The 21456-nt window shown below is 63.4% G+C and carries 16 protein-coding genes; 8 read left to right on the top strand and 8 right to left on the bottom strand.

Features of this window, described 5'->3' with window-relative positions:
• Positions 1–85 precede the first annotated feature (85 nt).
• Positions 86–850: a glycine betaine ABC transporter substrate-binding protein gene (locus B4394_RS01990; protein WP_286141871.1), complete on the top strand. Its 765-nt coding sequence runs from the start codon at positions 86–88 to the stop codon at positions 848–850.
• Here B4394_RS01990 and B4394_RS01985 read toward each other — a convergent pair.
• Positions 847–1482 carry a TetR/AcrR family transcriptional regulator gene (locus B4394_RS01985; RefSeq protein WP_078309590.1) on the bottom strand — a complete coding sequence of 212 codons (636 nt, stop codon included), beginning with the start codon at positions 1480–1482 and terminating at the stop codon, positions 847–849. The two genes, B4394_RS01990 and B4394_RS01985, sit on opposite strands and share 4 nt — an antisense overlap.
• A 131-nt stretch (positions 1483–1613) precedes the next feature.
• On the opposite strand from B4394_RS01985, the gene B4394_RS01980 reads away from it, so the two are divergent.
• From B4394_RS01980 to B4394_RS01960, 5 genes are all read left to right on the top strand, one after another.
• Positions 1614–3071 (top strand): cytochrome P450, encoded by a 1458-nt coding sequence (locus tag B4394_RS01980; protein WP_078309588.1) that lies wholly within the window; start codon positions 1614–1616, stop codon positions 3069–3071.
• A 2-nt stretch (positions 3072–3073) separates the two neighbouring features.
• The gene (locus tag B4394_RS01975; protein ID WP_170914958.1) at positions 3074–3856 is read left to right on the top strand and encodes an SDR family NAD(P)-dependent oxidoreductase; all 783 of its coding nucleotides are present in this window, start codon (positions 3074–3076) and stop codon (positions 3854–3856) included.
• A 23-nt stretch (positions 3857–3879) separates the two neighbouring features.
• A complete protein-coding gene (locus B4394_RS01970) occupies positions 3880–5460 on the top strand; it encodes a flavin-containing monooxygenase (protein ID WP_078309584.1) in 1581 nt (526 codons plus the stop codon).
• Positions 5461–5566: 106 nt separating this feature from the next.
• Positions 5567–6838, top strand: a complete 1272-nt coding sequence (locus B4394_RS01965) for a serine hydrolase domain-containing protein (protein WP_078309582.1) — start codon at positions 5567–5569, stop codon at positions 6836–6838.
• Between the two features lie 138 nt (positions 6839–6976).
• Positions 6977–8257 (top strand): serine hydrolase domain-containing protein, encoded by a 1281-nt coding sequence (locus B4394_RS01960; RefSeq protein ID WP_078309580.1) that lies wholly within the window; start codon positions 6977–6979, stop codon positions 8255–8257.
• Positions 8258–8288: 31 nt separating this feature from the next.
• Here B4394_RS01960 and B4394_RS01955 read toward each other — a convergent pair whose 3' ends face one another.
• The 3 genes from B4394_RS01955 to B4394_RS01945 all read right to left on the bottom strand — a co-directional run bounded on the left by B4394_RS01955 (position 8289) and on the right by B4394_RS01945 (position 10737).
• Positions 8289–9125 carry an SDR family NAD(P)-dependent oxidoreductase gene (locus tag B4394_RS01955; protein WP_078309579.1) on the bottom strand — a complete coding sequence of 279 codons (837 nt, stop codon included), beginning with the start codon at positions 9123–9125 and terminating at the stop codon, positions 8289–8291.
• Between the two features lie 45 nt (positions 9126–9170).
• A complete protein-coding gene (locus B4394_RS01950; protein ID WP_078309886.1) occupies positions 9171–10001 on the bottom strand; it encodes an SDR family NAD(P)-dependent oxidoreductase in 831 nt (276 codons plus the stop codon).
• A 94-nt stretch (positions 10002–10095) separates the two neighbouring features.
• The gene (locus B4394_RS01945; RefSeq protein WP_078309577.1) at positions 10096–10737 is read right to left on the bottom strand and encodes a class I SAM-dependent methyltransferase; all 642 of its coding nucleotides are present in this window, start codon (positions 10735–10737) and stop codon (positions 10096–10098) included.
• A 239-nt stretch (positions 10738–10976) separates the two neighbouring features.
• On the opposite strand from B4394_RS01945, the gene B4394_RS01940 reads away from it, so the two are divergent.
• On the top strand, positions 10977–12131 hold the full coding sequence (locus B4394_RS01940) for a PucR family transcriptional regulator (RefSeq protein WP_078309575.1): 1155 nt from the start codon (positions 10977–10979) through the stop codon (positions 12129–12131).
• 7 nt (positions 12132–12138) lie between these two features.
• Here B4394_RS01940 and B4394_RS01935 read toward each other — a convergent pair whose 3' ends face one another.
• The 4 genes from B4394_RS01935 to B4394_RS01920 form a co-directional block, all read right to left on the bottom strand.
• Positions 12139–13455: a lipase family protein gene (locus B4394_RS01935; RefSeq protein WP_078309573.1), complete on the bottom strand. Its 1317-nt coding sequence runs from the start codon at positions 13453–13455 to the stop codon at positions 12139–12141.
• 351 nt (positions 13456–13806) lie between these two features.
• The gene (locus B4394_RS01930; RefSeq protein WP_078309570.1) at positions 13807–15123 is read right to left on the bottom strand and encodes a lipase family protein; all 1317 of its coding nucleotides are present in this window, start codon (positions 15121–15123) and stop codon (positions 13807–13809) included.
• Between the two features lie 99 nt (positions 15124–15222).
• Positions 15223–18948 carry a multifunctional oxoglutarate decarboxylase/oxoglutarate dehydrogenase thiamine pyrophosphate-binding subunit/dihydrolipoyllysine-residue succinyltransferase subunit gene (locus tag B4394_RS01925; protein ID WP_078309567.1) on the bottom strand — a complete coding sequence of 1242 codons (3726 nt, stop codon included), beginning with the start codon at positions 18946–18948 and terminating at the stop codon, positions 15223–15225.
• Positions 18949–19123: 175 nt separating this feature from the next.
• Entirely contained in the window at positions 19124–19879 is a 756-nt protein-coding gene (locus B4394_RS01920; protein WP_078309565.1) for a hypothetical protein, read from the bottom strand.
• Positions 19880–20160: 281 nt separating this feature from the next.
• Here B4394_RS01920 and B4394_RS01915 point away from each other — a divergent pair, with 281 nt between their 5' ends.
• Complete coding sequence (locus tag B4394_RS01915) at positions 20161–21444, top strand: multidrug effflux MFS transporter (protein WP_078309563.1); 1284 nt, start codon at positions 20161–20163, stop codon at positions 21442–21444.
• The last annotated feature ends 12 nt before the right edge of the window (positions 21445–21456 follow it).

The raw sequence follows: 21456 nt of genomic DNA, 5'->3' as shown, positions 1-21456 counted from the left end.
TCGCGCATGGACGGCGGGGCTGCTGATTGCGGTGTCCGTTCTGGCTGGCTGTTCGGAAAACCATGGCCCAGCACCGTATTTAACGGTGGTTACGCCGAATGAACCGCAGTACCGAGTGCTCGCGCACATCTATGCGGCGGTGGTGAAGGCGACTGGTATCGACACCACGGTGCGGGAGAGTGCCGATCCGGTAGCGGAATTGGACACGGGCATCGCGAGCGTCGCACCTGGATTCACCGGCAGGCTGCTGCGCCAGTTCGCGCCCCAGCAGCGGCCCAGCGGGGACGAAGAGGTCACGTACCAGGCCATGATCGCTACCCTGCCCGCCGGTGTGGCGGCCGCCGATTACGGGACGGCTGAAGATCGCCCGGCCGTGGCGGTTCCGTCCGCTGCGACAAGTGCATCTTCCAAGCCCACGCTGGCAGGGCTCGCGCGGCATTGCGATGAACTGGCGCACGCCGGCCAGGTGGGTTCGGGGTCTGCTCCGGTAGTCCGACTTGGCTCCTGTTCAACGGGTAATCCGCGCCAATTCCCCGATACCGCTGAGCTTTTCGCAGCTCTCAAGCGTGGAGAAGTGGCCGTGGCCTGGACGTCGACCGCCAACCCGGCTCTTCCTGCCGCCGGGGTCACGGTAGTCGACGACGAGAAGAGCTGGCTTCCGGCCAACAACGTCGTGCCGCTGTACCGGCGCAATGAGCTGTCCGAACCTCAGGTGTTGTCGCTCAACAAGGTTGCCGGCGAGTTGACCACCGGAGATCTGGCAGCGATGACTCGGGAGGTCTCGAGCGGCGCTGACGCCCAGCGTGTAGTGGATACCTGGCTCATCGACCACCAGATACTGGTGCGTTAGTCAGCGGTCTTGATGTGCTGGCTCGCGATGGTGGAGGCGAGCCGGGTTACGTGGTCGACGACCTGTGCCTCGGTGAGGGCGAGTGCGCCGGAATGCCATTCGCTCAGCATGCCGGTGAATCCGTGGAGGCCGATGGTGACGTCGACCCGGAATGCGTCGGGGTCGGCATCTGCCCGCAGATGAGGGCTACCGGTGTCGATCATGAGTTCAATCAGTTCACGCTGGGAGGCCTGCCTCTTTTTCTCGAGTGCGGGACAACCTGTGTGGGCGCCCAGGAGCACGTGCGCGCGCGGAAGATCATCCGCGACCCACGTGACGAGCGTGCGGAGTGCCTGGCTGAGGGTCTCCAGCGGAGGCCGTTCCGGATCGAGGGCGACTACGTCCAGTAGTGCTGCGAGCAGTTCGGCTCGGATGCCTTCCCACACCGCGACCAACAGGTCGTCTCTATCGGAGAAGTCCTCGTAGAAATATCGGGTGTTCAGGGTTGTCTGCGCACATACTTTGCGCATCGTCACCGCTGCCCAGCCAGACTCGCGCCAGATGTCGAAGGCGGCGCGGACAAACCGTGAACGACGTTCCTGCCGTCGTTGCGCGTGCGTTTGGCCGCCGTAGAGGTCAGACGTGCGGCGCATCTGTCGATGATCGCAAATCTTGCCGACTCCTTGAAAACTTTGACGATTAACGCTCTAATGTAAATGGTCTCACATGAGATCAGATGATGATTCGGAGATCTCGGATCTCGCATACCGGAGAGGTGAAGACAATGGCGTCTGCAGCGATCAGCACAGTGGAGGCTGGGACGGCGAAGGTCGACAAACCAGTGCTCGTCTCGGGCGCGCCGGCAAGGCGGCTGAATGGTCTCGTGATGACCCTCGATGTGGCGAGGTATGGGCTCGATCCCAACCATGGCCTGGTTCGCCGGATCGCGGGACGTGACATCACTCGATGGCGTTGCGGGAATAGAAATTTCGTCGGCCTGACTCATCCCGAGTATATCGATCACGTATTTCATGCCGGGCGGCTGAACTACCACAAGTCCTTTGAGTTTGAGCTGCTGCGTGCCCTGCTGGGTCTCAACCTCTTCACCGACGAGGAGGAATCCTGGCAGTGGCATCGCACGCTGCTCAATCCCATGTTTGCCAAACGTAGATTGAATGGATTGGTCGACTTGATGATTGAGCCGATCGACGAGATGGTGGCTGACTTGAAGTCGCAGGGTGGCAGACCTGTCGAGATGAGCCTGTCGGATGCGATGGTGAGGCTCACACTCAATATTGTTGGAAACGCCTTGTTCGGCAGGCAGTTCGGCGCCATCTCCGATGCTATGTCAGACAAGGTGACCGCAGGTCTGCGGTTCGGTGTGAAGTTCTTGCGGTTGTTCCTGGTGGCAGAGCCGCCGCGCTGGTTGTTCCGTATGGTGATGCGCGGCGCGTTCTTGCCGATACCACTGCCGTGGCCATTCCGGCGTATACAGGTCGTCGCGAAAGCATTGGACAAGGCAGTCTGGGACCTGGTGCGTGATCGTAAGACCAATCCCACCGATGGAGTCGACCTCTTAAACTACATGCTCACCACTGAGGCTGAGAATGGGAAACCGTTATCGGACAAAAGAGTTCGTGATGAGTCGATAACATTCATGCTGGCAGGGCATGAGACAACGGCCAACGCACTGTCGTGGATGTGGTACTTGCTGGCGCTGAATACGGATGCCCGTGACCGGATGCTCGCCGAGGTCGATCAGGTGCTGCAGGGCCGCACGCCAAGCGCGGACGACCTCGCAGAACTGCCGTGGACGACCGCCTGCTTCCTGGAGGCGATGCGGTACTACGGGCCGGCTTGGATCGTTCCGCGAGTCGCGGTGAAAGACGATGTTATCGGTGGGCATCGAATCCGAAAGGGCACCACCATAATAATGCCGGGACATCTGGTCCACCATGACGAACGGTGGTGGAAGGCTCCGGAGGAATTCGATCCCTCACGGTTCATGCCTGGCGCGGGCAAAGACCGGCCTCGCAGCGCGTACATGCCCTTCGGTGGCGGCAAACGCATCTGTATCGGACAGAGCTTCGCAACGATGGAGTCGGTCCTGGTGGCAGCAATCTTGAGTCAGCACTTCACGTTTGATCTCAAGCCTGGGCATCCCGTCGATCCTGAAGGCACCCTCACGTTGCGTCCTCGCTACGGCGTGCAGGTTATCGCCCGCCCTCGGTGCATCGCGTGAAGATGCCACAACGCGTCGTGGTGACGGGTGCGGCCAGCGGGATCGGCGCTGCCACCGTGGAACGCTATGCAAGCCAGGGTGCCGAGGTGATTGGCCTGGATATCAACGAGGACGCACTGCAGGCCTTCGTGGGCGTTACCCGGCACGGCGGCAGGCGGGTTTTCGGATACCAGTGCGACGTGGCCCGTGCCGAATCGGTGGATGAGGCAGCCGCGCGCATCAGAGCAGAGCACGGGCCTGTCGACGTTCTGGTCAACAACGCGGGGGTCGGCGTCGGCGGTGATTTTCTGGAGACCACGGTCGAGGACTGGGTGTGGTTGCGGTCCATCAATTTCGACGGTGTCGCCCACGGGTGCCGGGCATTCGGAGCCGATATGGTGGCGCGTGGATCAGGGCACGTGGTCAACGTGGCCTCGGGCGCCGGATACATTCCCAACCGCCGAATGGCTTCCTACTGCGCGTCCAAGGCGGCCGTCATCATGTTCTCTCGTTGTCTGAGAGCGGATTGGGCGGGCCGCGGAGTTGGTGTCAGTGTTATCTGTCCCGGGGTGATCAAGACACCGATTCTGGAGCACACTCGCTTGCGCGGATCTGTCAACGAGGAAAAGGCAATGATGGCGAGGGGCTTCAAGCTGGGGCATCCACCAGATACTGTGGCCAGAGCCATCATTCGTGCTGCCCAACACAACCTCTCGATCGTGCCCGTGGGCATCGAGTCTCGGCTCGCTTACCACGCGCTTCGCGCACTGCCGGCTTCGTTCGGCAACTTGCTTGCCCGCATGTGACCTACTCGAGAACTGGAACATCTATGACAACCGTCAACGACGACGTGGCGACCACCGAACCCCGGACATCCGCTCAGTCGGCCGACAACCAGCCGACGCCCGATCACTCTGTCATCATCATCGGCGCCGGATTCTCGGGCATTGGTACCGCGATCACGTTACAAAAGAATGGCTTTCATGACCTGCTGCTGATTGACGAGGCCGACGGCGTTGGGGGAACCTGGCATTGGAACACCTACCCCGGCATTGCGGTCGATATCCCGTCGTTTAGTTACCAGTTTTCGTTCGAGAAGCAACGCAATTGGTCGCGTAGCTACGCCCCTGGCCGGGAGCTGAAGGCGTATGCGGAGCACTGCGTTGAGAAATACGGTCTCACAGAAAAAATTCGGTTCAACACCACCGTGACCGGCGCGGTTTTCGACAAGCAGGCTTGTCTGTGGAAGATCAGCACCGCGGCGGGAGAACAGCTGACTGCCCGCTTTGTCGTCAACGCGTGCGGTGTCTTGACCCGGCCGGTCTATCCGGAGATTCACGGCATCGAGGATTTCGCAGGGCAGACGATGCACACCGCCCGCTGGGACCACAGCCAAAGCGTCGCGGGAAAGCGAGTCGGAATCATCGGAACTGGGGCGTCGGCTGTCCAGATCGTCGCCGCTATCGCTCCAGAAGTGGAGCACCTCACCGTGTTCCAGAGAACGCCTATCTGGTGCCTGCCCAAACCGGACTTCTCGTTGCGCGGTACCGTGTCGCGATTCCTGACTCGGCTACCCGGCGGCCTACAAGCCACGCGGCTGGTCAGCCAGGCGTTTGTGGAAGCAACTTTTCCGATTCCGGCGCACTATCACGGGGCATTACCCGGCATGTCACCCGTCGTGGAGTCGCTCGCGCGCAGGTACCTACACGGCCAGGTTCGAGACCCCGAGACCCGTGAGAAGCTGACACCGCGGTATGGGCTGGGCTGCAAGCGCCCAAGTTTTCACAACACGTACCTTGCGACTTTCAACCGCGATAACGTCACACTCGAAACAGACCCGATCGCCGGTGTCGACCCGCACGCCGTCCATGTGTCCAGCGGTGTCGAGCACGAGCTGGACATCCTCATCCTGGCAACCGGTTTCAAGGTAATGGACCCGGACAATATGCCGACCTATGACCTGACCGGGCGCGAGGGACTTACACAGCAGGCCTACTGGGATACGCATCGCCTACAGGCCTACGAGGGCGTGAGTGTGCCCGGATTTCCCAATCACTTCTCGATCATGGGACCGTACGGATACAACGGCTCATCGTATTTCGCGCTGATCGAAGCACAGTCCACCCATATCGCTCGGTGCCTCAGGCGCGCGCGCACACTCGATGCCAAGTACGTCGAAGTCACCCAACGGGCCAATGACCGATTCTTCGCGGAGATGCTCAGGCGCAGACGACGCCAGATCTTTTGGCAAGACAGCTGCGCACAGGCGAACAGCTACTACTTCGACAAGAACGGCGATGCCCCTCTTCGGCCGACAACCACGGTGGAGTCCGCCTGGCGCAGTCGCACGTTCAACCTCGCGGACTATCGATTCGAGCCCTGGGTCCCGAGGGCCGAGAATCCCCGGTAGTGGATGGCGGCGGGCAGGGCTGCGGTTCTCTGACCTGCAATAACATCTCTATACATCAGATCGTGACTTGACCTGGTCGTTTAAGCCGTGCTACTCACGTCTGACTATGGCGATCCCTCTGGGCCCCAATGTTGCGGCCACAGCACCTGCACGTGTCGATGAGCTGTACCCGGGGGACCTGCCCGGATTGCGGCTACCGGGCGGAGTGGAGGGCTGGGCACGGCCTGAGCTGTCCGCCGTCGTTCGGACCTTCGATTGGATGTTCACCAAGTACCGCCTGGGCGGCGGTGGTCTGAGCGTCTACGTCGACGGCGAACCGGCACTGGATATCTGGGCGGGCGCCGCGGCTGCCGGGCAGGGCTGGACTCGTGACACCGGCGCCCTCGTCTTCTCGGCGTCGAAGGGCATCGCCGCCACCGTCATTCACCGTTTGATTGATCGCGGGCTGCTTTCCTATGACGCCCCGGTCGCGCGCTACTGGCCGGAGTTCGGGGCCAACGGTAAGTCGACCATCACCGTGCGCCAGGTGCTCGATCATCGCGCTGGCCTCTCTCGGCTTGAAGGAATCGCTTACCACGCAGAGGAAATCGCCGATCATGAGTTGATGGAGCAACGTCTTGCCGCGGCCTCCGTCGACAAGTTCTACGGTAAGCGCGCCTATCACGCACTGACCTTCGGATGGCTGCTCGCGGGGCTCGCTCGATCGGTCACCGGTAAGGACATGCGCGAGCTGTTCCGGACCGAGATAGCCGAACCGCTCGGGGTCGACGGGATTCACCTCGGTCGGCCGCCGCGCACCTCGCCGACCAAGGCCGCCTCGATGTATCCCTTCCTGGAGTCGGTGGCGAACAAGCCCGTGGTGGGCCGGGTACTGCCGACGGTCATCCGTGCCATCGATCGCCTTCCCGGCTTCGAAGGTGCCATCGGCACGATGTACGAGCCCGGAATGGAGCGGATCCTCGCCGACGACGGCACGGTGAATTCGGCTCTGTACGACATGCAGGCACCCGCCGCCAACGCGGTGGCCACGGCGCCCGCGCTCGCCAAGATGTACGCGGCCCTGGCGAATGGTGGCAGCGTCGACGGCCGCGAGTTCCTCTCTCCGGAAACTGTTGCCGGGCTTGCCCGTAAGACAAATCTGACCATCGACCGCACCATCGTGTTCCCCATGGGAATGCACCTGGGATACATGTCGCTGCCCATGAACGGATTCCGCGGCGGTTTCGGCCATATCGGACTCGGTGGCTCGATGGGGTGGGCCGATCCGAAGCGCAAGATCTCCGTCGGCTTCGCGCATAACCGGCTGCCGCTGACCATGGCGCTCGACCAGATCTCGTTTACGTTCTTGTGGCCCCAGATCATCAAGGCCGTCGGCTGAGGATGAGTGCTCGCGCGAAGACCGTCGGGCTGAGTCAGTGAATCACCCCCAATCGGCACCCGCCGATTGGGTATCCGTCCTGACATCTCCTCGGCCAGTCTTGTTTTGACCTCGAGTACCTGGTACTCAGTGTTACTTATGGCACAACCTCATGGCTTCGACGACGCGGCCACTGAATCGTCACAACCCGCCCCCCTGCCCTTCGCTTACCCGTCGCCGGAACGCGGTGTGGAGCTGCCACCAGGGGTGAATGGCTGGGCCCGCCCCGAGTTCCGGGGAGTGGTGCGGGTCTTCTCCCTTGCCTTCACCAGGTACCACGTCGGCGGCGGCGCCATCTGCGTGTACGTGGACGGCGAACCCGTACTCGATTTGTGGGCAGGGCTCGCGCAGCTGGGGCAGCAGTGGACGCGGGACACGGCGCCGGTGATCTTCTCGGCGTCCAAGGGAGTCACCGCCACGATCATTCACCGGCTGGTGGATCGCGGTCTGCTGGACTACTCCGCGCCGGTCTCGCGGTACTGGCCCGAGTTCGCCGCGCAGGGCAAGGGTGCGATCACGGTCGACGAGATCCTGTCGCATACCGCAGGGTTGTCACGCCTGACGGGCATCGCGCACAACTACGAGGAGATGTTCGATCCGGACCTGATGGCGGACCGGCTCGCCGCCGCGCCCGTCGACAGATACTTCGGTAAGCCCGCGTACCACGCGCTGTCTATCGGCTGGCTGATGGGCCGGCTCGCCAAGGCCGTCACCGGTAAGGACCTCGAAGAGCTGTATCGCACCGAACTTGCCGAGCCGCTCGGAGTCGACGGAATCCATATGGGGCGGCCTCCCGAAGGTGCGCCCTCCGAATCGGCCGCCCTTACACCGTATTTGGATCGGGTCGCCAGGTCGGGCTTCATTCGGCGGGCGGCCCCGCCGGTGATGGGGGCGCTCGACAAAATGCCCGGGGCCAAGGGGGCGGCCTCGACGCTGTACCAGCCCGGTGCCGAGATGCTGCTGGCCGACGACGGGCATGCGAGTGCCCCGGTGATGGATCTGCGGTGCGGCGCCGGCAGCGCCTGCTGTACCGCGCCCGCGCTGGCCAAGCTCTACGCCGCCCTGGCGGGGGATGGCAGTGTCGACGGGATACGGCTGCTCTCGCCGGAAATCACCCAGGGACTGGCCCGTAAGAACAGCTACCGGATCGATCACACGCTGGGGCTGCCGATGGGGTGGCACCGCGGGTATCACTCGTTGACGGTGCCGATAATCGGTGGCGGTTTCGGGCACATCGGAGCCGGCGGTTCGTTCGGGTGGGCTGACCAGAAACGCAATATCTCGGTGGCGATCGTGCACAACCGGCTTCCCAGCACGATGGTCTTCGACCAGGCCATCATCGGAACCTTCCTGCCGTCGATCATTCGCGCTGCGCGATAGCCGGGCAGCGCGAATGATCAACCCCGGGAAGCTACTTCTTCGTGGGCTTGGGTAGCACGTAGCGGGTGACCAGGGAGAAGATGTCCTGGTAGCGCGCTCCGGTGACTCGAACGATCACATCGAGGATCTTGGCGTCGGGGCCGACGAGCACACGGGGCTTCTTCTTGCGGACCGCGGTGAGAATGATGCGTGCGGCCGCTTCGGGACTGGTATTCGCCAGGTACTTGTCGAACAACGCGGCCCCGGCCTTGACGTCGTAGCCTTCCGCGGCAGTGGAATTGCGTGCGATCGCGGTCTTGATGCCACCGGGGTGCACGCAGGTGACCGCGACCGGCTTCTTGCCGATGATCATCTCCTGGCGCAGCGACTCGGTGAACCCGCGTACCGCGAATTTGGCTGAGTTGTAGGCACTTTGGCCGGGCATGGACAGCACGCCGAACAGGCTGGAGACGTTGATGACGTGGCCGTCGCCGGAGGCGATCAGGTGTGGCAGGAAGGCCTTGGTGCCGTTGACCACACCCCAGAAGTCGACGTCGATGATTCGTTCGATGTCCTTGAACTGGCTTTCCTCTACCTCGCCCTGATACGCGATGCCGGCGTTGTTGTAGATCTGGTTGACCTTGCCGAAGTGCTCCTTGATCGCATCGGCATACAGCAGGAAGGCTTCGCGCTCAACAACATTGAGGCGATCGGAGCGGACCTCTGCGCCAAGGGCCTTGACCTGGCGTTCGGTCTCGGCCAGACCTTCGGCGTCGACATCGCTGATGGCCACTTTGGCGCCCGAACGTGCGAGTTCCACCGCCAGTGCGCGTCCGATTCCCGAACCCGCGCCGGTCACCACGGCGACCTTGCCGTTGAAGCCTTCCATAGATGTCTCCTTGTTAGACGACTGTCAAATAGTCAGAGTAGTGGGTCAGTGGGAACGTTTGGGCATCAGGAACCGCTCGCCGAGAAGGAACAGATCCTGGTACCGCGAGCCCGTCAGTCGGACCAAGACATCGATCACCTTGGCATCCGGCCCGACGAGTACGCGTGGCTTCTTCTTGCGGACGGCGGTGAGGATGATGCGTGCCGCCGCCTGTGGGCTGGTTCGTGCGAGCAGATCGAACAACTTCGCGAACTCGGCATGGTCGTAGCCTTCGGCGACCGTGGCGTTGCGCGCCACATTGGTCTTGATGCCGCCGGGGTGCACGCAGGTGACCGCGACCGGCTTCTTGCCGATGATCATCTCCTGGCGCAGCGACTCGGTGAACCCGCGTACCGCGAATTTCGCTGCGTTGTAGGCGCTTTGGCCGGGGCATGCCATGATGCCGAAGATGCTGGAGACGTTGATGACGTGGCCGTCGCCGGAGGCGATCAGGTGTGGCAGGAAGGCCTTGGTGCCGTTGACCACGCCCCAGTAGTCGACGTCGATGATGCGTTCGATGTCCTTGAACTCACTGATCTCGAAGTCGCCGTGGAAGTCGATGCCGGCGTTGTTGTAGATCTGGTTGACCTTGCCGAAGTGTTCCTTGACGACGTCGGCGTAGAGCAGGAAGGCTTCGCGCTCAGCGACGTTGAGGCGGTCGGAGCGCACCTCTGCGCCGAGGGCCTTGATCTGGCGTTCGGTCTCCGCCAGGCCCTCGTTGTCAATGTCGCTGATGGCCACTTTGGCGCCCGAGCGTGCGAGTTCCACCGCCAGTGCGCGTCCGATTCCCGAACCCGCGCCGGTCACCACGGCGACCTTGCCGTTAAAGCCGTCCATGAGCACTCCTGACAGATTTACGTTGTGAGGCTGACGTCAATCAGTGAGGGTAATGGATGGCGGCGCGGAGTTGTCAGGGCGGCGGTGGTGACGGTCAGGTCTTGAGGCCGACGCAGATCCAGTCGACGGAAATTAGGGGTGGTGTGATCGGCCGCGCCACCGGGCGGTGCACGACGACATCAAACCCGGCACGGGAGAACAGCCGCTCCATTTCACCGGCTGTAGGGAAGTGCGCCGGTCCACGTTCGCCGGTTCCTCGACGCAGCCACCGGCGCTCCTTTGGGCAGATCGTGGCGACCGAGGCCATGCCGCCCGGGGCGAGCACGCGGTAGAACTCCGCCAGCGCGGCCGGCTGGTCGAAGAAATGGAATGCCGATGTTGTCACCACGGCATCGAGGGTGCCGTCCCCGAACGGGAGCTGTTCTGCGGGTGCCTTCTTCCAGTGAACCTCGGTGGACCGGGCCCTTGCCTTGGCGAGCATGCCGTCGGACATGTCGACGCCGAAAACCGATGCCGGACTCAGCTCGGCCTGGATTCGGGACGCCAATATTCCTGTGCCACAGGCGATATCTACGATTCGCTGGGCGTTGTGCTCGCGTAGTTGCCGGATGGTGTCGTCTTGGGCCGGGCTGTAGACATGGCGTTGCACGAACGGGAAGTTGTAGACCTTCGACATCATGGTCCAGTACCGCGTGACCAGCTCATTGAGTGAACGCCGTGGGGCGATGGCAGTCATCTGTGAAACCTAGGAGCGGCGCGGGGGAAAGTCCGTGACTCGGCCTGATCTTTGTGAAAGATACGAGGCCCATGCCCGAAAGCTATGACTGGCCCCAATAACCCCCGTGTCGTGCCATGAACCTGTGAGCAAACCTCCGAACTCAACTGCGGGACGGTAGGGTGCGCAGGGGTCTAGCGGATGTGGTCCGCGAGGGTACGGGTATTCCACGGTGCAGTGGGAGAAGTTGGAGTCCGCTGATGACGGCGTCGCTCAGTGATCGGTTCATGCGTCGGCTGCCGGAGACGGCACGCCGCGCGGTGGACTGCTTCGCTGCCGAGGTGCCGTATTACGGGATGCTGCCACGCGAGGTCCTCGACGGTGAGATCACCGAGTTCACCAAGCAGCACTTCAGAATCTTCTCCCGGGTCATGGTGGAATCGCGGGCACCCACAGAAGACGAGTTCGCGGTGTCGATCCTGGCGGCGTCACGGCGGGCACAGGAAGACATTCCGCTTCCGGCGATCCTGGCGGTGTACAACGTCGCCGCGCGGGTCGGCATAGAGACGCTCCGGGAACTGGCCACCCCCGACGAGATCGATGAGGTGCTGGCGGTCAGTATGCAGGTGCAGCGATATCTGCAGCTGATGTTACCTGCCGTCACTGCCGCGTATCTTGAAGAGCGACAAGGCCTTTACAGTGCGACGACGGAGGCCCGGCGCGACCTTTTCGACGCGTTGGTCAAGGGGACTCCGTGGACGGAGGCCGCCGAACGCGCCAGTGTCACGTTGGCGCTGTCCTACAACGTGCTGTTCCTGTTCATGCCGGAACCCGCGGCGAACACCGTGGTGGCACGACGGCGTGCCCATCTGGTGCAGGACATCCTCGACGAGTACGCGCGCGAACCTGTCCTTACTTCGTTAGACGGCCGAGGCGGCATCATCTTGCTGCCCGCGGTGGGCAAGGTGGAATCGCTGCTGCCCTTGTTCTCCGAGGTGGCCGGGGGGCCGGTCATGCTCGGCGTCTCCGATGCCACCGATCCGGGTGAGATAGCCGCCGCTGCGGACGAGGCGCGTGAGTTGGCCATACTTGCACTAAGACTCGGTCGGGCACCGGGCGCTTACCGGCTCTCCGATCTGCTCTTGGAGTATCAGATCACCCGTCCGGGCAGAGCCCGAGATCTACTCGCCGCGACGGTCCAGCCACTGGCGGCACATCCACATTTGCAGCAGGCGCTCAGCGCGTACCTCCAGCACGAGCACGGACGGCAGCTCGCGGCCAAGTCGCTGCACGTGCATCCGAACACCCTCGACTACAGACTGCGCCGGGTCGCCGAACTTACCGGCCTGGATCCCGCGCAGCCGTCGGCCGCGCGCACTCTCGCGGCCGCGCTACTGGCCGTGAAGGCGCACTGACTCAGGTTCAGAGCCGCCCGGCGAGGAGCTTCACGATGGCCACAACCTGCCGGACGTACATGATCAGGGCGCGTGGTGAGAGGATTGTCGACAACACCGTTCGGATATCGGGTCGCGTCGGTAATGTCTTGCCGCGCATACGTTCATCGAGCCAGCCAAGGGCATCATGACCGCCGGACAGTAGCAGGAAGACGCGCTCGCTGGCACGGTCGCGCCGGTAGGTGACGTGCGCGCCACCGGCGATGTAGTCCTCGGCGAGTTGGTCAGTGCTGGAAACCGGCAGGAGTACGTCGTGGATTGAGTGGTAGAGGTAGATCGGCGCGGTGGGGGTGCGTAGCCCCAGCGTCATCGCGTCGGTGAGGGCAGCGATCTCTGGTGTGTCCATCACCTCTTCGAGGGGACGGTCGAAGATCCTGTTGAAGTTGAGAAATGGCCAATACAGCAGTGCCTGGATGACGGTAAGGCGTTCGGCCTTCTCGACCATCCGGCGGCCTCTTTTGGTGAGGTGCTTCTCCAGGAGGTCCTGGATAGATGGACTTACCCGCATCATGGCCGCCAGCACGATGATGATGAGCCCCGAAGAGTATTGGCCACTGAGATGGTGCATGAGGGGGCCGGGTTGGGGGGCGGGCGCGCCGATCAATGCCCCCACGAGGTTGAGCTCGGGCGCGTACTCACCGGCGAGCTCGGCCGCCCACGCGGTCGCATTGCCGCCGGCCGAGTAGCCCCACACCGCTGTCGGAGTGCGGATGGACAGCTGCGGGATGCGGTCCTCGCCGGAGGCCGCAATCGTGGCGCGCAGTGCGTCCAGCACGTGATAGCCAGGTTGTTTAGGCGCCATCCAGAGGCCCTTCGGCCCCTCATGGTCGCTGATGGTGACTATCCACCCTCGTTGGAGTGCCGCCACTGCGAGCAGAAACTCGTTTTGTGACTGGTTAATGCCAAAGGTTCGGTGCTGCAGATAGTAGGAGGGAAATCTCTTGGGGGTGACGGCGTCGATCGCACTTTGGAAGGCCAGCAGCGGCGCCGCCTCCGTGGCCTTCTTCGGGACGAGCACCGTTGTCACGGTCGTCTCGGGGGCCCCATGTAGGTCGGTGCTGCGATAGAGCACCTGCCACGCGTGCAGCCTCAGGGGGATGAGCCCGAACAACCCAATCCGAACTCGCCTGCGCCGCAGGGGTGTGCCGGGTGCGGTTTTGTCCCAGCCGTTGGGTGGGACAAAGAAGGGGTCGTCTGGGGACGGTAGCGGTTTACCAAGTTGCATCGGCCAGTCCTCGATCGACTGAGTCGCCGGGGTGGACGTGGGCGCAGTGCCGGCAGTCATCTGGCTCCTGTCCTTGCTCTTGTCGCTCTTATCTTCCCGGGCGACCTTGACTGGCCGTGGCGATGTCCGTAGAAGAATCTGAGGATTCGCGCAGCGTATTCAACAAGAATGATCCGTGGTCACGAATCGGCGCTGAATCGGGGTTAGCCACTAAGGCGCCAGTTCGACCTTGTGGTTCATCACCGATTAGGCAAACGGCCGAAGTGAACCTCGAAACTGTTCTCAGAATACATGGGCCGCCATCATCGCTGCCCAGACGGTTACTGGCCGGTAGTACCGGCGGCAAAAATGAACACAGTGTTCGCTCTTTGGTTAAGTTCTCGCGAGAAGGATTGGCCATTGTTGCGGTACCTACAGGCGGCCGAGGAGCAGCTTCAGGATCCCCCATTGCCAGTGCAGGTGGCTCCATGCCGCGCGGCGGGTCAGAGATGTCGAGATCACGGTCCGGACGTCCGATGCCGGCGGTAATGGCTTACCCGCTAACCGCGCCGCCAACCAGCCGAGGGCGTCGCTGCCGCCGAGCAAGGCCAGCAGAATATGTTCGGTGCTCCGGTCGCGGCGGTAGGTGACGTGAGTGCCGCCCGCGATGTAGTCCTGCGCCAGCTGATCGGAGGCCGCGATTGGTAGTAGCTGGTCGTGGACGGCGTGGTACAGGTAGACCGGCGCGCTGGGTGCGCGTTGCCCCAGTTCCATTTCTTCCGTGACGCTGGCGATTTCGGGCGCTTTCATCAATTCTTCGATGGGCCGATCGACGAGGGTGTCGAAGTTCTTGAATGGCCACCGTAAGACCGATTCCGCGAGACTTACCTCTGCTGCCTTGGCGATGATCTGACGACCGCGCTGGGTCAGGTGCCCACTGAGGAATTCGAGTGTGCCCGGATGCGCCCGCGTCATCGCGGCCAGCACCGGTGGGATGAGTCCGGACGCGAATCTGCCGCTGTGCTTCCGCACAAGCGCGCCTGGCCGAGCCGCGGGAGCGCCAAGCAGCGCTCCGACGACATTGAGTTCCGGTGCGTAGACGGGCGCCATCTCGGCGGCCCAGGTGCTCCCTGTCCCGCCTCCGGAGTACCCCCAGAATCCGACGGGGGCATTGGCCGGGAGGCGGGGTATGCCATGCGCGCCGCCTGCGTTCAAGGTTGCGCGCACTCCATCGAGGACGTGATACCCCGGCTGCCTGGCCACCATCCACAGGCCATGCGGCCCTTCGTGATCGCTCACCGAAACCACCCAGCCTCGGGCGAGCGCGGCCACCATCAACATCAGTTCGTTCTGAGTCTGGTTGAGGCCGAATGTTCGGGGAAGCAGCCCATAGGAGGGGAAGGCTCGTGGAGATACCGCATCGATGGCGCACTGATAGGCCAGGACTGGTGACGTCTCGCGGGCATCCCGGGGCACCAGCACTGTTGTCACTGTGGTCTCGGGGGCGCCGTGGAGATCGGTGGTGCGGTAGAGCAGGTGCCAGGCCTGCAAGCGCAGGGGGGCTATGCCGAACAGGGCGATACGAATTCTCCTGCGCCGCAACAGACTTCCCGGCAGCGTGTTCTCCCAGCCGGACGGGGGCCGGTAGAAAGGATCCTCGGGCGAGGGCCTGGGCTTGCCGGTAAGCGGTGGCCATTCCTCGACCGGTAGCGTGATCGGTTCGATTGCGGGTGCGGGCTTGGCCGTCATTGGTGCAGCGTATTGAACACGCGCGCAACGAGGCAGGGGTCCGGTAATGAATCAGGCCCACCCCCTAAGGGGCGGGCCTGACCTTGGGTTCGCTCACTCCTACTCGGATGTGGGAGCGAATGCCTCGTCGATGATCTCCTGCTGCTCGACGGCATGCACCTTCGAGGAACCGGAGGACGGTGCCGACATGGCCCGGCGCGAGATCTTGGTCAGGCCGGTCAGGCGCGGTACTACCTCGGGCAGGTTTAAGCCGAAGGTCGGCCATGCGCCCTGGTTCGCAGGCTCTTCCTGCACCCAGATGTACTGCGTACCATCCGGATACCGGCCGAGGGTCTCCTCCAGCCGGTAGCGCGGGATGGGATACAGCTGCTCGATGCGCACAATCGCGACGTCGTCGCGGTTGTCGGCATTCTTACGGGCCAGTAGGTCGTAGTACAGCTTGCCGCTGGTCAGCAGGATCCTGCGGACCTTGCTGCGATCGCCGACGCCATCCTCGTAGGTGGCCTCTTCCAGAACCGAGCGGAACTTGCGGTCGGTGAAGTCCTTGATGTCGCTGACGGCGGCCTTGTTGCGCAGCATGGACTTTGGTGTGAACACCACCATCGGCCGGGTGATGCCGTCCAGCGCGTGTCGGCGCAACAGGTGGAAGTAGTTGGCAGGTGTCGACGGCATTGCCACCGTCATCGACCCCTCGGCGCACAGTTGCAGGAACCGTTCGATGCGGCCCGAGGTGTGGTCGGGGCCCTGTCCCTCGTGGCCGTGGGGGAGCAGCAGCACCACTTCGGAGAGCTGGCCCCACTTGGCCTCTCCGGAGGAGATGAACTCGTCGATGATGGACTGTGCGCCATTGACGAAGTCGCCGAACTGCGCCTCCCACAACACCATTGCGTCGGGATTGCCCACCGAATAGCCGTATTCGAAGCCGACGGCAGCGTATTCGGACAGTGATGAGTCATGCACCACGAGACGCCCGCCGGTGGGGTTGCCCGTGGCGTCGACGCCGACCAGCTGCAACGGACTGAACTCGTCGCCGTTGTGGCGGTCGATGATCACGGCGTGGCGCTGGGTAAAGGTGCCGCGCTTGGAGTCCTGGCCCGTGAGCCGCACCACCTTGCCCTCGGCGACGAGGGTGCCGAGGGCAAGTAGCTCGCCGAACGCCCAGTCGACCTTGCCCTCATAGGCCATTTCGCGACGCTTCTCCAGCACCGGCTTGACCCGCGGGTGCACGGTGAAATCCTCCGGCAACGACACGAAGGCGTCGCCGATGCGTTGTAGGAGTGCCTTGTCGACGGCGGTGACCAGCTTCTGCGGCAGCTGCTGGTCCTCTTCTACCGACTCGCTGGGCCGCTGCTGGTACTTCTCCAGATCGCGGACCTCGTTGAACACCCGCTCCAGCTGGCCCTGGTAGTCGCGCAGGGCGTCTTCGGCTTCCTTCATCGAGATATCGCCGCGGCCGATCAGGGATTCGGTGTAGGTCTTGCGCACACCGCGCTTGGTGTCGATCACTTCGTACATCTGCGGGTTGGTCATCGAGGGATCGTCGCCCTCGTTATGGCCGCGCCGGCGGTAGCAGACGAGATCGATGACGACGTCTTTGTTGAACTTCTGCCGGAAGTCGACGGCGAGTCGTGACACCCACACGCACGCCTCGGGGTCGTCTCCGTTGACGTGGAAGATCGGTGCGCCGATCATCTTCGCGACATCGGTGCAGTACTCGCTGGATCGCGAATGCTCCGGTGCGGTGGTGAAACCGATCTGGTTGTTGACCACGATGTGAATGGTGCCGCCGGTCCGGTAGCCGGGGAGGTTGGCGAGGTTCAGGGTTTCGGCCACCACGCCCTGTCCGGCGAATGCGGCGTCACCGTGCAGCATGAGAGGCACCACGGTGAAGCGGCCACCGTCGGTGCCGACATCGAGGACGTCCTGTTTGGCGCGCACCAGGCCTTCCAGCACCGGGTCCACGGCCTCCAGGTGCGAGGGGTTGGCCGTCAGCGACACCTCAATGTCGTTGTCGCCGAACATCTGGATGTAGGTGCCGGAGGCGCCCAAGTGGTATTTCACGTCACCGGAGCCGTGCGCGAGCGCCGGGTTCAGGTTGCCCTCGAACTCGGTGAAGATCTGCGAGTACGGCTTGCCGACGATGTTCGCCAGCACATTCAGACGGCCGCGGTGCGGCATGCCGATGACCACCTCGTCGAGGCTGTGCTCGGCACTCTGGTCGATGACGGCGTCCATCATCGGGATGACACCCTCGGCACCCTCCAGCGAGAACCGTTTCTGTCCAACGTATTTGGTGGCCAAAAAGGTCTCGAACGCCTCGGCGGCATTGAGCTTGGAGAGGATGTACTTCTGCTCGGCGACTGTCGGCTTATCGTGCTTGACCTCGATGCGCTCCTGTAGCCACTTCTGCTGTTCGGGTTCCAGGATGTGGGTGTATTCCACCGCGGCGTGCCGGCAGTACGCGTCGCGCAGTACCGAGAGCACGTCGCGCAGCTTCATGTACTCCTGGCCCTTGAACCCCGAGACCTTGAACTCGCGGTCCAGATCCCACAGCGTCAGGCCGTGGGTGAGTACATCCAGATCGGGGTGGCTGCGGAACCGGGTCTTGTCCAGGCGCAGCGGATCGGTATCGGCCATCAAATGGCCCCGGTTGCGATATGCCGCAATCAGTTCCAGCACCCGAGCGTTCTTGTCGACGATCGAGTCCGGGTTGTCGATGCGCCAGCGCACCGGCTCGTAGGGGATGCCCAGCTCGCGGAAGATGTCGTCGAAGAAGTCGTCGGAGAGCAGCAGCTGATGCACCGTGCGCAGGAAGTCGCCGGATTCGGCACCCTGGATGATGCGGTGGTCGTAGGTGGACGTCAGCGTCATGAGCTTGCCGATGCCCAGATCGGAGATGCGCTCCTCGCTGGCGCCCTGGAACTCCGCGGGGTACTCCAGTGCGCCGGCACCGACGATGGCACCCTGACCGCGCATGAGGCGGGGCACCGAGTGCACGGTGCCGATGGTGCCCGGATTGGTCAACGAGATGGTGACCCCGGAGAAGTCCTCGGCGGTCAGTTTGCCGTCCCTGGCCCGTCGCACGATGTCCTCGTAGGCGGCGATGAACTGGCCGAAAGCCATTGTCTCGCAGCCCTTGATGGCGGCGACCACGAGTGTGCGGTTGCCGTCCTTGCCGGGCAGGTCGATGGCCAGGCCCAGATTGATGTGCGCGGGCGTTACGGCAGTGGGCTTCCCGTCCACCTCGGCGAAATGCCGGTTCATGTTTGGGAAGTCCTTGACGGCCTGGACGATGGCGTAGCCCAGCAGGTGCGTGAAGGAGATCTTGCCGCCACGGGTGCGCTTGAGGTGGTTGTTGATGACGATGCGGTTGTCGATCATCAGCTTGGCGGGAATGGCCCGGACGCTGGTCGCGGTCGGGATCTCCAGCGAAGCCGACATGTTCTTGACGACGGCCGCGGCGGCGCCGCGCAGCACCTGACTCTCGTCACCTTCGGCTGAGGGCACCGGCGGAAGGGCAGGCTTCGGGGCGGCCGCCGGCGCAGCTGCTGGGGCCGCGGGAGCTGCGGGTGCTGCGGGTGCTGCAGCTGCCGGCGCCGGTGCCGGTGTGGCAGGTACGGCTGGTGCTACAGGCGCGGCTGCCGGGGCAGGAGTGGGTGCCGCGGCGGCGTGGCCGTTGCCGGCGTCGGTCGCGGGCTCGGCCACGTAGTCGGCGAGAAATTCGTGCCAGCTGGAGTCCACCGAGGACGGGTCTTCCTTGAATCGCTGGTACATCTCCTCGACCAGCCATTCATTCTGCCCGAATTGGGGATTTGAACCGTTCACGGCAGTCTTCGCCTCGCTCCGTCTCGTTCGATATTCAGTCCGTTTAGCGACCGGTACCAGGCTAACGCGTCGCCAACGGGGGTGAGGTGTCACGGTGATATGACAGAGGCGACATCATCGGCGCCACTGATGGCCGAAGGGTGGCCGCACCGTGAACAGCCACCCCCGTGCGTTGCTAGCTTTTGGGCGCGACCAGGCGCAACTGCACCGGCCATACGGCCGGGGGAGTCCCAAAGGCATGACGTGCGTTGGTGATTATCCGTTTGCCGATGAACCGGTTACCGCCAGCGCCGATGACGGCGCCGATCCCGGCCGGCAACAGCTTGCCAAACGCCATCGCACCGCGTTTCACCGCGAATTTCTTGGTGAACCGCTTGAGCAGGGTGGCATTGAGATGGCTCAGCGCGGGCACCGGCAGCGTTGAGGTGGCCTCGGCCAGCCAGCCGCCTCCGACAGTGCGCTCCTTGCCCAGCACGTCCGACACCGTCGTCTCGCCGTCCTCACCCAGCAGGACAGCGAGCACCAGCGTGTGCCGGTGTTCGATCTTGGCGAGCTCGATGTCATGGACCGCTGCCAGCGCCAGCGTGAACAGCGATGTCGCCTCCAGGAACAACACGGCCTCTCCGGCGGTGGCCGACAATGCGGCCAGAGTGCCAACCCCGGGGAACGCGGCGGCGGCGCCGACAGCTGCACCACTGCCTATCACTGTCGCCAGGTAGCGCTTCTCCAACATGGTGATGATGTCGCTGGGTGTGGCGCCGGGATGGGTGGCGCGTAGCTTCTGGACATACGCACGGACCGCGGGTTCCTGAACCTTGGTGCTCTGGTCCAGGATGAGTGAGAGAAGCTTGCCGGAAGCCCCGAGTTTGGGTTCCTTGCCCTTACCGCTCAAGGCGAGCTGCCGCTGCGGTTCGGTGATGCGAGTGCTCATCGGCGTGTGTTCCTTCAGTGCGGTGGGCTGGATGGGGTCCACATTGTTGTGAGCGAATATTTGGCCTCACAGTAGTGAAGACGAATGACGAGCGCTTTTCGTTCCTTAACAGGTAGCCCGGCGGGTGTGTTTTCGATAACTGGCAAGCTGTAGTTCGTTGACGGCCGTCGGTCTCGTGTGACAACGGCGGGGTGGATCCGGGGGACGCGATCACATTCTGTCGCGGGGTGGAGTCGGTGAGATGCAGCTCACATTTGTTAGGAAAGGGAAGGTTTTGTCGCGTGCGCGCGCTGAAGACTGAGGTGACTGCTGCCCGGAGTGAGACGACCACGGAGGAACCGGTGGGCGTTGCGGCACCGGCCGATGCGATCTCGCCGCCCGCTACCCGGCTGGGCAAGGCGTGGCTCATCACCGTGCTGGGCGCGATGGTTGCCCTGGGGCCGCTCACCATCGACATGTACCTCCCGGCCTTGCCCGATATCGGGACGGATCTGCACGTTAACTCGACCCTGACGCAGCTGACGCTCACCGGAACGCTGCTGGGGCTGGGGCTGGGGCAGCTCCTGGTAGGTCCGCTGTCGGATTCGCTCGGCAGGCGCCTGCCGCTGATCGCGGGGGCGGCCCTGCATATCGCGGCGTCGCTGGCCATCACCATCGCCCCGAACATCGTGGTGCTGGGTGTGCTCCGCGCGATTGAAGGGGTGGGTGCCGCGGCGGCCATGGTCGTGGCGATGGCCGTGGTACGGGATCTCTATACCGATAGGGCGGCCGCCACCGTGATCTCCCGGCTCACACTGGTGATCGGCATCGCGCCGATCCTGGCCCCGTCGCTGGGTGCGGCCGTGCTCGTACACGGGTCATGGCAGAACGTGTTCGCCGCGTTGTCGTGTCTGGGGGTTCTGCTTCTTATCCTTGCGGTAGTGGCACTGCCGGAAACCTTGCCTCCGAGTGCGCGGCGTCCACTGCGGGTGAGGGGAATTCTGCAGACCTATCGCGATCTGCTGCGCGACAAGGTTTTCGTGGTCTTGGTGCTTGTTGCCGGGCTGTCGTTGTCGGGTCTGTTCGCCTACATCTCGGGTGCGTCCTTCGTGCTGCAGGGCCAGTACGGCATGAATCAGCAGGTGTTCGCGATCGCATTCGGCGCCGGCGCCATCGCGTTTGTCGCGGCCTCACAGTTGAACGTGGTGCTGCTCAAGCGGTTCGAACCGCAACAGATCGTGCAGTGGTGCCTGTCGCTGGCCCTGATTCCGGCGGTGGTGCTGCTGGTACTGGCCGGGCTCGGTATCGGTGGGCTGGTCGGCTTCGTGGCTCCGGTGTGGACACTGATGGCGTTTATGGGCTTCGTCATTCCCAATGCTCCGGCCTTGGCCCTGTCTCGTCATGGCGAGGCGGCCGGCACCTCGGCGGCAGTGCTGGGCGCCTCGCAGTTCGGCGTGGGAGCGGTGATCGCGCCGTTGGTGGGGGCATTGGGCAACAACGCACTCGCCGTGGCTGTCGTCATGACGATCGGGGTTGTGCTGGCTCTGGTGGGGCTGGCCGTCGTGAGAAATCGTGTCACCACCTGAACCACGACGAGA

Origin of the sequence: Mycobacterium sp. D16Q16 (genome assembly GCF_002013745.1) — a bacterium.
Taxonomy (GTDB): Bacteria; Actinomycetota; Actinomycetes; order Mycobacteriales; family Mycobacteriaceae; genus Mycobacterium.
Note: the sequence above shows the minus strand (reverse complement) of the source record. Positions and strands in the feature narration are given on the sequence as shown.